Annotated in this window: 13 protein-coding genes; 5 read left to right on the forward strand and 8 right to left on the reverse strand. The window is 58.4% G+C overall.

Annotation, left to right across the window (positions count from 1 at the left end; translation table 11 throughout):
- Positions 1 to 23 precede the first annotated feature (23 nt).
- Genes HWQ14_RS03210 through fecE form a run of 4 tightly spaced genes read left to right on the forward strand, consistent with a single transcriptional unit; the run spans position 24 to position 3,636 of the window.
- On the forward strand, positions 24 to 926 hold the full coding sequence (locus HWQ14_RS03210; protein ID WP_176608949.1) for a Fe(3+) dicitrate ABC transporter substrate-binding protein FecB: 903 nt from the start codon (positions 24 to 26) through the stop codon (positions 924 to 926).
- Positions 923 to 1,921 (forward strand): iron-dicitrate ABC transporter permease FecC, encoded by a 999-nt coding sequence (gene fecC / locus HWQ14_RS03215; RefSeq protein WP_176611146.1) that lies wholly within the window; start codon positions 923 to 925, stop codon positions 1,919 to 1,921. The genes HWQ14_RS03210 and fecC overlap by 4 nt, the downstream gene beginning before the upstream one ends.
- Positions 1,918 to 2,868: a Fe(3+) dicitrate ABC transporter permease subunit FecD gene (gene fecD, locus HWQ14_RS03220; RefSeq protein ID WP_148422208.1), complete on the forward strand. Its 951-nt coding sequence runs from the start codon at positions 1,918 to 1,920 to the stop codon at positions 2,866 to 2,868. Before fecC ends, fecD begins: the two co-directional genes overlap by 4 nt.
- Complete coding sequence (fecE, locus tag HWQ14_RS03225) at positions 2,869 to 3,636, forward strand: Fe(3+) dicitrate ABC transporter ATP-binding protein FecE (RefSeq protein WP_148422210.1); 768 nt, start codon at positions 2,869 to 2,871, stop codon at positions 3,634 to 3,636. It abuts the gene before it with no gap.
- Between the two features lie 45 nt (positions 3,637 to 3,681).
- On the opposite strand, the gene HWQ14_RS03230 is transcribed toward fecE, so the two are convergent.
- Together HWQ14_RS03230 and ssb1 are read right to left on the reverse strand one after the other, a co-directional pair.
- Entirely contained in the window at positions 3,682 to 4,317 is a 636-nt protein-coding gene (locus HWQ14_RS03230) for a hypothetical protein (protein ID WP_176608950.1), read from the reverse strand.
- Between the two features lie 100 nt (positions 4,318 to 4,417).
- Positions 4,418 to 4,942, reverse strand: coding sequence for a single-stranded DNA-binding protein SSB1 (ssb1, locus tag HWQ14_RS03235; protein ID WP_003860284.1), 525 nt, complete (start codon positions 4,940 to 4,942; stop codon positions 4,418 to 4,420).
- 251 nt (positions 4,943 to 5,193) lie between these two features.
- Between ssb1 and uvrA the strand changes: the two genes are divergently transcribed.
- Positions 5,194 to 8,016, forward strand: a complete 2,823-nt coding sequence (uvrA, locus tag HWQ14_RS03240) for an excinuclease ABC subunit UvrA (protein WP_176608951.1) — start codon at positions 5,194 to 5,196, stop codon at positions 8,014 to 8,016.
- Positions 8,017 to 8,019: 3 nt separating this feature from the next.
- Here uvrA and HWQ14_RS03245 read toward each other — a convergent pair whose 3' ends face one another.
- The 6 genes from HWQ14_RS03245 to pnuC form a co-directional block, all read right to left on the reverse strand.
- Positions 8,020 to 8,373, reverse strand: a complete 354-nt coding sequence (locus HWQ14_RS03245; protein ID WP_148422293.1) for an MmcQ/YjbR family DNA-binding protein — start codon at positions 8,371 to 8,373, stop codon at positions 8,020 to 8,022.
- Between the two features lie 2 nt (positions 8,374 to 8,375).
- Positions 8,376 to 8,792 carry a secondary thiamine-phosphate synthase enzyme YjbQ gene (locus HWQ14_RS03250; protein WP_063159204.1) on the reverse strand — a complete coding sequence of 139 codons (417 nt, stop codon included), beginning with the start codon at positions 8,790 to 8,792 and terminating at the stop codon, positions 8,376 to 8,378.
- Between the two features lie 111 nt (positions 8,793 to 8,903).
- The gene (gene aphA, locus HWQ14_RS03255) at positions 8,904 to 9,617 is read right to left on the reverse strand and encodes an acid phosphatase AphA (protein ID WP_148422216.1); all 714 of its coding nucleotides are present in this window, start codon (positions 9,615 to 9,617) and stop codon (positions 8,904 to 8,906) included.
- 214 nt (positions 9,618 to 9,831) lie between these two features.
- Entirely contained in the window at positions 9,832 to 11,025 is a 1,194-nt protein-coding gene (tyrB, locus tag HWQ14_RS03260) for an aromatic amino acid transaminase (protein WP_176608952.1), read from the reverse strand.
- A 72-nt stretch (positions 11,026 to 11,097) separates the two neighbouring features.
- The gene (locus HWQ14_RS03265) at positions 11,098 to 12,117 is read right to left on the reverse strand and encodes an AAA family ATPase (protein ID WP_148422219.1); all 1,020 of its coding nucleotides are present in this window, start codon (positions 12,115 to 12,117) and stop codon (positions 11,098 to 11,100) included.
- A complete protein-coding gene (pnuC, locus tag HWQ14_RS03270) occupies positions 12,114 to 12,671 on the reverse strand; it encodes a nicotinamide riboside transporter PnuC (protein WP_176608953.1) in 558 nt (185 codons plus the stop codon). Before pnuC ends, HWQ14_RS03265 begins: the two co-directional genes overlap by 4 nt.
- Positions 12,672 to 12,675: the final 4 nt, after the last annotated feature.

A 12,675-nucleotide genomic window follows, 5' to 3' on the forward strand; every position in this document is an offset into this window, starting at 1 on the left:
GCTACAGGACACAGGCTACTCACATGTTCACACCATTACGCACCCTTTTCGCCGCTCTGCTGCTGATCGCCGGCCACGCCTTTGCCGTCACGGTTCAGGACGAACGCGGCACGTTTACGCTGGATAAAACGCCGCAACGGATCGTGGTACTGGAACTGTCGTTCGCGGACGCGCTGGCCGCCGTAGACGTCAGCCCGGTCGGTATTGCCGACGATAACGATACCAACCGCATCCTCCCCGAGGTGCGCGCGCGGCTGAAGCCCTGGCAGTCCGTCGGCACGCGTGCGCAGCCGAGCCTGGAGGCGATCGGCGCCCTGAAGCCGGACCTGATTATTGCCGACAGCAGCCGTCATTCAGGCATCTATGGCGCGTTGCAGAATATTGCTCCGGTATTATTGCTCAAGTCACGGAACGAAACGTACGCGGAAAACCTGCAGTCTGCCGCCCTCATCGGCGACGTTGTGGGGAAATCAGCGCAGATGAAGGCCAGGCTGGCGCGTCATAAACAGCTGATGGCGCAGTGGGCCAGCCAGCTGCCAAAGGGAACGCTGGCGATCTTCGGTACCTCTAGGGAACAGCAGTTCAACCTGCACACCCGGGAGACCTATACCGGCAGCGTCCTGACCGCCCTGGGGCTAAAGGTGCCAACGGCGATGGCCGGGGCATCCATGCCGTCTGTTGGGCTGGAGCAGCTGCTGGCGCTCAATCCGGCCTGGCTGCTGGTTGCGCATTATCGCGAAGAGAGCATCGTTAAGCGCTGGCAGCAGGATCCGCTCTGGCAGATGTTAACCGCGGCGCAAAAACAGCAGGTTGTTTCGGTCGACAGCAACGCCTGGGCGCGGATGCGCGGTATTTTCGCCGCCGAGCGCATCGCCAGCGATACGGTAAAAATCGTTCATCACCAGCCTTTATCCGATGTGAAATAATGCCTATCAGACATCCGGCGCTACGGTGGGGCCTCCCCGCTGTCGCGCTCTTGCTTCTTTTCTGGCTGAGTCTGTTTTGCTACTCGGCCATTCCCGTTTCCGGGGCTGACGCTTTTCGCGCCCTGCTGCCTGGCCACGCGCCGACGCTCCCCGAGGCGCTGGTGCAAAACCTCAGGCTACCGCGCAGCCTGGTCGCGATCCTGACCGGTGCAAGCCTGGCCCTTGCAGGCTCGCTCCTGCAAACCCTGACGCATAACCCCATGGCCTCTCCTTCCCTGCTCGGCATTAACAGCGGGGCAGCGCTGGCCATGGCGCTCACCAGCGCGCTGAGCCCGACGCCGGTGGCCGGTTTTTCCCTCTCCTTCATCGCCGCATGCGGCGGCGGCGCGAGCTGGCTGCTGGTGATGACCGCAGGCGGCGGATTTCGCCATACGCAGGACAGAAACAGGCTGATCCTCGCGGGTATCGCCCTGTCGGCCTTTTGCATGGCCCTGACCCGCATTACGCTGCTGCTGGCGGAAGATCACGCTTACGGCATTTTCTACTGGCTGGCAGGGGGCGTTTCACACGCCCGCTGGCAGGAGTTCTGGCAGCTCCTGCCGGTGGTGGCCATTGCCGCGCCGGTCGTGCTGCTGCTGGCGAAGCAGCTGAATCTGCTTAACGTCAGCGACAGCACCGCCCATACGCTGGGGGTGGATCTGCCGAGGCTGCGCCTCATCATCAACGTACTGGTGTTACTTCTGGTGGGAGCCTGCGTCAGCGTGGCGGGGCCGGTGGCCTTTATCGGACTGCTGATGCCGCATCTGGCACGCTACTGGACAGGATTCGATCAGCGCAGCGTCTTGCCGATGAGCATGCTGCTGGGCGCGATGTTTATGCTGCTGGCTGATGTACTCGCCCGCGCGCTGGCTTTCCCCGGCGATCTTCCCGCCGGCGCGGTGCTGGCGCTGGCCGGTGCCCCCTGCTTTGTCTGGCTGGTCAGGAGGCGGGGATGAAAAAGGTGCTGGCCATCGTGCTTGCCCTGGCAGGGTGTTCCCTGCTGTCGCTCCATCTGGGCGTAATCCTCGTTCCGTGGCGTTCGCTGCTGACCGACTGGCAGCCCGGACGCGAGCACTATTACGTGTTGATGGATTACCGCCTGCCGCGCCTGCTGCTGGCGCTGTTTGTCGGGGCGGCCCTCGCGGTGGCGGGCGTGCTGGTGCAGGGGATCGTACGTAATCCCCTGGCCTCGCCGGATATTCTCGGCATCAACCATGCCGCCAGCCTTGCCTCGGTGGGCGCTTTGCTGCTTATCCCGTCGCTGCCGGTGATGCTCCTGCCGCTGCTGGCGTTTGCCGGAGGCATGGCGGGACTTTTCCTGCTGAAAATGCTGGCAAATACCCGACAGGCGATGAAGCTGGCGCTGACGGGGGTCGCCCTTTCAGCCTGCTGGGCAAGCCTGACGGATTACCTCATGCTCCTGCACCCGCAGGATGTGAACAGTGCCCTGACGTGGCTGACAGGCAGCCTGTGGGGACGAGACTGGACCTTTGTGAAAATCGCCGTGCCGCTGCTGATGGTATTTCTGCCCCTGAGCCTGCGTTTCTGCCGCGATCTTGACCTGCTGGCCCTGGGCGATGCCCGGGCAGCCACGCTCGGCGTATCGGTATCCCGCACCCGGTTTCGGGGCCTCCTGCTGGCGGTTGCCATGACCGCAACCGGCGTGGCCGTCTGCGGCCCCGTCAGCTTTATCGGCCTCGTGGTGCCGCATATGGTGCGAAAAATTACCGGCGGAAGACACCGCAGGCTGCTGCCCGTTTCTGCCCTGACGGGCGCGCTGTTACTGGTTATCGCCGACCTGCTGGCGCGGGTGATTCATCCGCCGCTGGAGCTTCCGGCAGGCGTTATGACCGCGATTATCGGCGCGCCGTGGTTCGTCTGGCTGCTTGTGAGAATGCGATAAATGACGTTACGAACTGAAAATCTGTCCCTCCGCTACGGCACGCAAACGGTGCTCGACGGGCTATCTCTTACGCTGCCTGCGGGAAAGATCACCGCGCTGCTCGGCCCGAACGGCTGTGGAAAATCGACGCTCCTGAACTGCTTTTCCCGGCTGTTAACCCCTGAGTCCGGGACGATACTGCTTGATGAACAGCCTGTCGCAGGCATGACGGCCCGCCAGCTGGCTCGTCGTCTGGCCTTGCTGCCGCAACACCATTTAACGCCCGAGGGGATCACCGTTCGGGAACTGGTCTCTTATGGCCGCAGCCCGTGGCTACCGCTATGGGGGCGTTTATCCGTTGAAGACAATGCCCGCGTTAACGTGGCCATGAGCCAGACCCAGACCCACGCTCTGGCTGACCGGCGGTTAACCGAACTGTCTGGCGGCCAGCGCCAGCGCGCGTTCCTGGCAATGGTGCTGGCGCAGGATACCCCCGTCGTGCTGCTTGATGAGCCAACGACGTATCTGGACATTAATCATCAGGTTGAGCTGATGCGTCTGATGGGTGACCTCAGGACGCAGGGAAAAACGGTGGTCGCGGTGCTGCACGATTTAAATCAGGCAAGCCGCTACTGCGATTATCTGGTGGTGCTGGCAAGCGGACGCGTGATGGCGCAGGGTACGCCAGAGGAGGTGATGACCCCCGCGTTGCTGAAAGCCGTGTTTAACGTGGAGGCGGAAATCCATCCGGAGCCGGTATCGGGCAGGCCGATGTGCGTGGTGGTGTAGTTTTTTACCGCCCGTAGCCGCGTTGGCCATCGCGTACTAACACACCTACGCGCTAATCGGCAGCGGAAATTTACTGATAATCGCCAGTCGGTTCTGGTGGTGCTCTTCATCGCCCCAAAGCCAGTTCACCTGATCGCCTATATCACTGTCTTTCACAATCGGCCGCATTTCACAGGTGATCATGTCGTACGCATACAAATGATGCCCACTGGCGATGGCATCATATAGACGCGATTGCCAGAAGCTCATACCATCTCGTGTCTGATGGCGGTCTGTAACAATGACGTTGTATTTTTCCAGTAAATAGCGAGAAAACACTTTTCCTGGCAAATCGCGCAACACGCCACGGTGCGACGGTTTAGGCGAGCGCCATATCAGAATTTGCGTCACTGGCATGTAATTTAAAAATGCATCTTTCTGATAAATCACGCGATTGTAGTAAACAATCTCCTGCGTAATTTCATTGACCAGCGCCAGTTCAAAGTGCTCATTAGGAATATCAGCAATTCGATTTTCAGCTCTGACAAAATGATATCCCGGCGGGAATGGGCCAAAGCACAGTTCTTCATCCACTGACGCGCAAGGGGAAATTTCATTCAGCAACGCAGCGTTGTGGTTATCCACCGTGAGCATTGCGAATGTCTTCTGAACGTCTGCGGGATCAAAGAGTTGTTGTGGCATAGCTCCTCGCGGATGATATGGGTCAGGTACCCAATATAACGTGATGAGTATTAAACAAGAAGCCCTGCAACAGCAGGGCTTTTTTTAGTGCTGAAGACAATCAGAACGGGATGTCGTCGTCAAAATCCATTGGCGGTTCGTTAGACGGTGCCGGAGCAGACTGCTGCTGCGGACGAGACTGCGCACCGCCGCTGAACTGGTTGCCGCCCTGTGGCTGCTGAGGCTGGCCCCAGCCGCCCTGCTGCTGACCGCCACCCGCTGGTGCGCCGCCGCCCTGACGGCCACCCAGCATCTGCATGGTGCCGCCAACGTTGACCACCACTTCCGTGGTGTATTTTTCCTGACCGGATTGATCGGTCCATTTGCGGGTGCGCAGCTGGCCCTCAATGTAAACCTGAGAGCCTTTACGCAGATATTCACCGGCCACTTCTGCCAGCTTGCCAAACAGCACTACGCGGTGCCATTCGGTCTGCTCTTTCATTTCACCGGTCGCTTTATCACGCCAGGATTCGGAAGTAGCCAGCGTAATGTTGGCAACTGCGCCACCACTCGGCATGTAGCGTACTTCCGGGTCCTGGCCCAGATTACCGACGAGAATCACCTTGTTTACGCCTCTGCTGGCCATGTTCGTGTCTCCTGAATACGTTTCTTAATAGTGTAAACGCGCGAGTGTACCATTTCCATGCGACACTTTGATAGTTGCGTAGCATGTTCCAGAGTTCTCTCGCGGACTCGACATTGTTACACAGACAATCAGAAAATGCATTCCAATACTGTATATTCAAACAGGTCATTTTGTGTCATAATTAGCCGTTTCTGACAGCCGTTTGTCCTTCAAACAAATCAGGCAATCCGTGTTCCAACCGGGAAAGGTGAATGGATAAGATCGAAGTTCGGGGCGCCCGCACCCATAATCTCAAGAATATCAACCTCATAATCCCTCGCGACAAACTTATCGTCGTGACCGGGCTTTCGGGGTCTGGCAAATCCTCACTGGCTTTCGACACCTTGTATGCCGAAGGACAGCGTCGTTACGTTGAATCACTCTCGGCGTACGCGCGTCAGTTCCTGTCGCTGATGGAAAAACCGGATGTAGACCATATTGAAGGGTTATCGCCTGCTATCTCCATTGAGCAGAAATCTACCTCGCATAACCCGCGCTCCACGGTCGGTACGATTACCGAAATCCATGACTACCTGCGTCTGCTGTATGCGCGCGTGGGCGAGCCGCGCTGTCCGGACCACGACGTCCCGCTGGCGGCGCAGACCGTAAGCCAGATGGTGGATAACGTGCTGTCGCAGCCGGAAGGCAAACGCCTGATGCTGCTTGCGCCAATTATTAAAGAGCGCAAGGGCGAGCACACCAAAACGCTGGAAAACCTGGCAAGCCAGGGCTATATCCGCGCCCGTATCGATGGCGAAGTGTGTGACCTGTCGGATCCGCCAAAGCTGGAGCTGCAAAAGAAACACACCATCGAAGTGGTGATTGACCGCTTTAAGGTGCGTGACGATCTGGCGACCCGTCTGGCGGAATCCTTTGAAACGGCGCTGGAGCTCTCCGGCGGCACGGCGGTGGTTTCCGACATGGACGACGCAAAAGCGGAAGAGCTGCTGTTCTCCGCTAACTTCGCCTGCCCGATTTGCGGCTACAGCATGCGCGAGCTGGAACCGCGCCTGTTCTCGTTCAACAACCCGGCGGGCGCATGCCCAACCTGTGACGGCCTGGGCGTGCAGCAGTACTTCGACCCGGACCGCGTGATCCAGAACCCGGAGCTGTCGCTGGCGGGCGGGGCCATTCGCGGCTGGGATAAGCGTAACTTCTACTACTTCCAGATGCTGAAATCGCTGGCAGAGCACTATAAGTTCGACGTCGAAGCCCCGTGGGCCAGCCTGAGCGCAACCGTGCACAAAGTGATCCTGTTCGGTTCCGGTAAAGAGAACATCGAGTTCAAGTACATGAACGATCGCGGCGATACCTCCGTGCGCCGTCACCCGTTCGAAGGGGTGCTGCACAACATGGAGCGCCGCTACAAAGAGACCGAATCCAGCGCGGTGCGCGAGGAGCTGGCGAAGTTCATCAGCAACCGCTCCTGCGCCACCTGCGAGGGCACGCGCCTGCGTCGCGAAGCGCGCCACGTGTTTGTGGAAAACACGGCGCTGCCGACCATCTCAGACATGAGCATCGGTCACGCGATGGACTTCTTCAACAACCTGAAGCTCTCCGGCCAGCGGGCGAAAATCGCCGAAAAAGTGCTGAAAGAGATCGGCGACCGTCTGAAGTTCCTCGTTAACGTCGGCCTGAACTACCTGACGCTTTCCCGCTCCGCGGAGACCCTGTCCGGCGGTGAAGCCCAGCGTATTCGTCTGGCGAGCCAGATTGGCGCGGGCCTGGTCGGCGTGATGTACGTGCTGGATGAGCCGTCTATCGGCCTGCACCAGCGCGATAACGAACGTCTGCTCGGCACGCTGGTTCACCTGCGCAACCTTGGCAACACGGTGATCGTGGTTGAGCACGACGAAGACGCAATTCGCGCCGCAGACCACGTGATTGACATCGGCCCGGGCGCTGGCGTGCACGGCGGCCAGGTGGTTGCGGAAGGAACGCTGAAAGACATTATGGCGGTGCCGGAGTCGCTGACCGGTCAGTACATGAGCGGAAAGCGCAAGATTGAAGTGCCGAAACAGCGCGTGGCAGCGAACCCGGAAAAAGTGCTGAAGCTAACCGGGGCGCGCGGCAACAACCTGAAAGACGTGACCCTGACGCTGCCCGTCGGGCTGTTCACCTGTATTACCGGCGTGTCCGGTTCCGGTAAATCGACGCTGATCAACGATACGCTGTTCCCGATTGCGCAGACGGCGCTGAACGGCGCGACGCTGGCCGAACCTGCGCCGTACCGCGACATTCAGGGGCTGGAGCATTTCGATAAGGTTATCGATATCGACCAGAGCCCGATTGGCCGCACGCCGCGCTCCAACCCGGCGACCTATACCGGCGTCTTTACGCCCGTACGTGAACTGTTTGCCGGCGTGCCGGAAGCGCGCTCGCGCGGGTATACGCCAGGACGCTTCAGCTTTAACGTGCGCGGCGGCCGCTGTGAAGCGTGCCAGGGCGACGGCGTGATCAAGGTTGAAATGCACTTCCTGCCGGATATCTACGTGCCGTGCGACCAGTGCAAAGGCAAGCGCTATAACCGCGAAACGCTGGAGATTAAGTACAAAGGCAAGACCATTCACGAGGTGCTGGATATGACCATCGAAGAGGCGCGCGAGTTCTTTGACGCCGTCCCTGCGCTGGCACGCAAGCTGCAAACGCTGATGGACGTAGGTCTGACCTATATTCGTCTGGGACAGTCTGCGACGACGCTGTCCGGCGGGGAAGCGCAGCGCGTAAAGCTGGCGCGTGAGCTGTCCAAACGCGGTACCGGTCAGACGCTGTATATTCTGGACGAGCCGACCACCGGCCTGCACTTTGCGGATATCCAGCAGCTGCTGGACGTGCTGCACCAGCTGCGCGATCAGGGCAACACTATCGTGGTCATTGAGCACAACCTGGACGTGATTAAAACCGCGGACTGGATTGTCGATCTCGGCCCGGAAGGCGGCAGCGGCGGCGGTGAAATCCTCGTCTCCGGTACGCCAGAGACCGTTGCAGAGTGCGAAGCCTCGCACACCGCGCGCTTCCTCAAACCACTGCTGTAATCGTCACACGGAGAGCTGCTGTCGAATTGTTTCCGGCAGCAGCTCAACCGCCTGTTGATACGACGCGTCTACCAGATAGTAAATCTGCGATCCCGGCAGCGAGCCGTCGAGAAACACCGTACTCCAGTGCGCTTTGTTCAGATGCTTGCTTGGCCTGACGTCATCGTGCTGCTGGCGCAGTAAATCGGCCAGTTCCGGGCTGGTTTTCAGCGACGCCGCAGGACGTCCCTCCACCTCTTTCACCATCGCGAACAGCACGTCACCCACTTTGATCTGCGTGGCTTTCCAGTCGCTGTGAACGCTTTGTTCCGCGCCAGGCTTGCTCATGCAGTACTGAAGTATCTCCGAAATTGTCATCATTATTCCCCTTGTAGCGTTGCGATAATTTTACGCGAACCACCGTGAATGCGATGCTCTCCCAGCCAGATCCCCTGCCAGGTACCCAAAAGCAGGCGTCCATTGTGGACCGGCAGCATCAGCGAGACGCCCAGCAAAGAGGATTTGATATGCGAAGGCATATCGTCCGCCCCCTCGTAATCATGCTCATACGGAGCGTTATCCGGAACGCTTTTCAGGAAATGTCTTTCCATATCGGACCGGACGGTGGGATCGCAATTTTCATTCAGCGTGAGAGAAGCTGAGGTGTGCTGAAGCAGCAGATGCAGTAAACCCGTTTTAACGCGCGACAGGTCGCGGATTTGACCGATGACTTCGTCCGTCACAAGGTGAAATCCGCGTGGTTTTGCGCTTAGGGTCAGGGTCTGTTGATACCACATGTGCTGCTCCGTGTTGAAAGATGAATCTTTCTAAGTGTGCAGCAAGAAAGCGAAAGGTAAAACCCGCGCGGCGAGATTTGCTTAAAAAAGAATCAACCCGCCGCTAACGCATCAATATTCGGAGTTAACGATCACCTCTTCGCCAAATTTTCCGGCCATTGGCAGCGGCCGGTAGGTCGAGTTCGAGGCGCGTAACACCCGGATGCCTCTGGCTCCCACGTCGTGCGCCGCAGTGATGTCGTTATCCGAATCGCCGTAGAACACCCTGATGTTTTTCTTTTCCAGCCACTGGGTTTTGGTGTTTTGCCCTTCATGGTCACCGGCAAAGATGACCGGGTTCATGCTGGCAGCCGGGATCAGGAAATCATCCTGCAGCGTTTTCGATACGGTTTCGGTTTTGGTCTGGCTGCGCCCGGTTACAAAGTAGATGCTGTCGCCGCGCTTTACGTGCATGGCGATAAGCGCGCGGGCAACCTCTTTCGGAATACTGAACTCATCCCAGCCGTTGTTCATCTTTTCCCAGAATTCCGGGTTTTTCAGATAGGCTTCGCTGCCCGGCGAATAAGTTTTTTTGCCGCGCCAGAAGCCGGGGCTGGAGAAGAGAACGGTGTCGTCAATGTCGAAGCCCACGGCCATCGGCGGCCGACCCGTCAGGCTGTTTTCAATTTGTGCCACAGAGACCCAGTGAATGGGCGCCTGTTCGGCAAGAATGGCGGCGGTGGTTCCGGTGTAAAGCGGCGTCGGTGCGGAGGCTCGCGCCACTACGGCGCTATTAAGCGAGAACAATAAGCAGGCGGCGCTGAGCGCCAGTGTGATCTTGCGCATATTTTCCCCTGAATTTTCAGCTTGTTATCGTTTTAATTTGAGTGGATGGTCAAAAAACTATCCGACCATAACCCCGACGGGAGGGGATGGAAAGGAGTTTTTACTTATGAAGCTGAATAAAAAGAAGAAGATCACAAAGCGGGACATCGACCTGAGCAGCCTGATGCCCTCACCCCGCCCCTCTCCAACCGGGAGAGAGGGGGTTAGTGAGTGCCTACATAACGGCGGCAAAGGCCTGCGCCACGCGCTGAACGTTGCTGGCGTTCAGCCCCGCCACGCACATGCGGCCGCTGGCGATCAGGTAGACGCCGAATTCTTCGCGCAGGCGATCGACCTGCGCAGCGCTTAGCCCGGTGTAGCTGAACATCCCGCGCTGCTTGAGCAGATAGTCGAAGTTATGCCCCGGCACCGCCTCTTTCAGCACGTTAACCAGCTCCTGGCGCATCGACAGAATACGCTTACGCATCGCTTCCACTTCCGCAAGCCAGTTGGCTTTCAGCTGGTCATCGCCCAGTACGGTCGCCACCACCTGCGCGCCAAAATTCGGCGGGCTGGAGTAGATGCGGCGGACCGTCGCTTTAAGCTGGCCGAGCACGCGGCCTGCCGCCTCAGCATCGTCACACACCACGGAAAGGCCGCCAACGCGCTCGCCGTACAGTGAGAAGATTTTCGAGAAGGAGTTGCTGACCAGAGCAGGCAGACCCGCGCTGGCGATAGCGCGAATGGCGTACGCGTCCTCCTTCATGCCCGCGCCAAAGCCCTGGTAGGCAATGTCGAGGAACGGGATCAGGTTTCGCGCCTTCAGCACTTCGATTACCGCATCCCACTGCGTATTCGTGAGATCGGCACCGGTCGGGTTATGGCAGCACGGGTGCAGCAGCACGATGCTGCGCTCCGGCAGGGTATTGAGTTTTTCAAGCAGCGCGTCAACGCGCACGCCGTTGGTTTCGCTGTCGAACCACGGATAGGTCGCGACCTTAAAGCCCGCGCCTTCAAAAATGGCCACGTGGTTTTCCCACGTCGGGTCGCTGACCCATACGCCGGAATCCGGGAAATATTTTTTCAGGAAATCGGCGCCCACCTTTAGCGCACCCGAGCCACCCAGCGTCTGGATAGTCGCCACGCGCTTTTGCGCGAGCACCGCGTGGTCCGCACCAAACAGCAGCGGCGCGATGGTATTGCGGTATGCGTTTAACCCTTCCATCGGCAGATAAAGCGAAGCACCGTGCGGCGTGGCGTTAAGACGCGCTTCAGCTTCGGCAACGGCCTGTAGCTGAGGAATAATGCCGTCCTCGTTGTAATAAAGACCGATGCTGAGGTTCACTTTATCGCTGCGAGGATCTTCTTTGAAACGCTCCATCAAGGAGAGGATAGGGTCGCCGGCGTAGGCGTCTACTTTCTGAAACACGCGATGTTCTCCGGATTTTTTTTGCGGCAGGGAATTCCACAATAAACCGGAAGCAGGAGAAGATCGAGAAGGTTATGAAAACCGTTTCTGTATATGCCGACGAATTTGTTCGATACGCTCACAGGTCGACCCTGTGACGTGTAAATACGGGATATTTCGGCGCGCCAGTTCAGCGACATACCACGCCTGCTGCCTGTGGCGAAACGCCGCGCCTTGCCGGGTACCATCCTGTACAAATGGAAATTCATCGCCGCACAGTATAACCAGCGAATAGTCCCGCCGGGCTAAGTCGTGCAGCGCCTGAGGCGCCGAGCCATACTGGTCGAGCGTATAAAACAGCGTGGTTAAGGGCGACGTATCGCAGATCAGATAAGGCGCCGTGCTGGCTGCTTCCTCACGCCGCACCTGCTCACGCGCAATATGCAGGAGATCGTCGCATTCCAGTACTCCGTTCTTTTCCTCCCAGTATTCGCGACCGAACTCAGCGACGCAGGGCGCGTTAAGCGCTGCTGCCAACGCCCGGGAAAGCGTGCTTTTGCCCGTCGATTCGCCGCCTAATAAGCAAATTCGAAAGACAAAACTCCGGTAAACCTCCGCCGGGAGCATCTCACGGTAGCGATGAACATCGGAGCGAATAAGCGTGCCTGAGGGCGCATCAGGGCCCTCCGGGCGCTGAAGCCGCACGTGCGTAACCGGGGATCCGAAACGCTGGCTTAACACACCCGCAAAACCGTCCCCATAGTCTTCTGCGGTGAATACCGCCTGCGGCTGACAGTGCAGAACGTCTTCACACAGCGTGGCAACGTAATGACGATGGAGATCGTCGTCAGCGTCATTCGGTGGCGGTGGCGGTGGCGCAATATCGTGGGTCGCCATCACCCGCTCAGACAGCACAAGGTGGCGGCACTGAGGGAAACGCGTCCGTAACCAGTGAAGCCGCTTTTCTGGCTCGTAGCCCGGTATTTCAGGCGACGAATAGCTGATGATAACGACCGTATCGCACTGCGCGAGCGCTGCATGGATAAGCGCTTCATGGCCTAAATGTAAAGGTGCAAATTTGCCCACGACCAGGCCGGTTGGGTAACGCTTCATTGCGTACGGAGTTCCTTACGCCATTGATACAGTCCGTGCCAGGCATTACACCAAAACGCCAGGTATAAAACGGCCGTCAGATACAGCTCTCTCGTCGCATACAGCGGAACTGCCAGCGTGTTTACTGCCAGCCACACGTACCAGTTTTCCAGGCGCCGTCCCATCAACATAAACTGAGCAAGGACGCTGAATGTTAAAATAAGGGAGTCCAGCCAGGGGGCCCAGGCATTGGTGTAGAGATGCAATATCAGTCCATACCCCGCCGCCACAATCGTGGCGCAGGCTAGCAAAATAGCAATATGCCCAGGCCTGGTTCGCCGTACAGGTAATACATCTCCACGGTGCCCTTTAAGCCAGTGTATCCACCCCGTTATGCTCGTGATGATGAAGAAGAGCTGTAGGGTGACATCGGCATAAAGCTGCACCGAATAGAAGACCCAGGCGTATAGCCCGCTGCCGAGAATGCCGATCCACCACGTATTGATATTGTTTCTGGCCGCCAGCCAGACGGAGAGCGCATAGGCCAGACAAGCAGCCATTTCAGATGGTGACATATCC

It is taken from the genome of Enterobacter cloacae, from assembly GCF_013375935.1.
GTDB lineage: Bacteria > Pseudomonadota > Gammaproteobacteria > Enterobacterales > Enterobacteriaceae > Enterobacter > Enterobacter pasteurii.

What these genes read in the sequence shown, in the direction of transcription:
- HWQ14_RS03210 (WP_176608949.1), top strand. Translation starts at nt 24, where the DNA reads ATGTTCACACCATTACGCACCCTTTTCGCCGCTCTGCTGCTGATCGCC.
- fecD (WP_148422208.1), top strand. Translation starts at nt 1,918, where the DNA reads ATGAAAAAGGTGCTGGCCATCGTGCTTGCCCTGGCAGGGTGTTCCCTG.
- fecE (WP_148422210.1), top strand. Translation starts at nt 2,869, where the DNA reads ATGACGTTACGAACTGAAAATCTGTCCCTCCGCTACGGCACGCAAACG.
- HWQ14_RS03230 (WP_176608950.1), bottom strand. Translation starts at nt 4,317, where the DNA reads ATGCCACAACAACTCTTTGATCCCGCAGACGTTCAGAAGACATTCGCA.
- ssb1 (WP_003860284.1), bottom strand. Translation starts at nt 4,942, where the DNA reads ATGGCCAGCAGAGGCGTAAACAAGGTGATTCTCGTCGGTAATCTGGGC.
- uvrA (WP_176608951.1), top strand. Translation starts at nt 5,194, where the DNA reads ATGGATAAGATCGAAGTTCGGGGCGCCCGCACCCATAATCTCAAGAAT.
- HWQ14_RS03245 (WP_148422293.1), bottom strand. Translation starts at nt 8,373, where the DNA reads ATGACAATTTCGGAGATACTTCAGTACTGCATGAGCAAGCCTGGCGCG.
- HWQ14_RS03250 (WP_063159204.1), bottom strand. Translation starts at nt 8,792, where the DNA reads ATGTGGTATCAACAGACCCTGACCCTAAGCGCAAAACCACGCGGATTT.
- aphA (WP_148422216.1), bottom strand. Translation starts at nt 9,617, where the DNA reads ATGCGCAAGATCACACTGGCGCTCAGCGCCGCCTGCTTATTGTTCTCG.
- HWQ14_RS03265 (WP_148422219.1), bottom strand. Translation starts at nt 12,117, where the DNA reads ATGAAGCGTTACCCAACCGGCCTGGTCGTGGGCAAATTTGCACCTTTA.
- pnuC (WP_176608953.1), bottom strand. Translation starts at nt 12,671, where the DNA reads ATGTCACCATCTGAAATGGCTGCTTGTCTGGCCTATGCGCTCTCCGTC.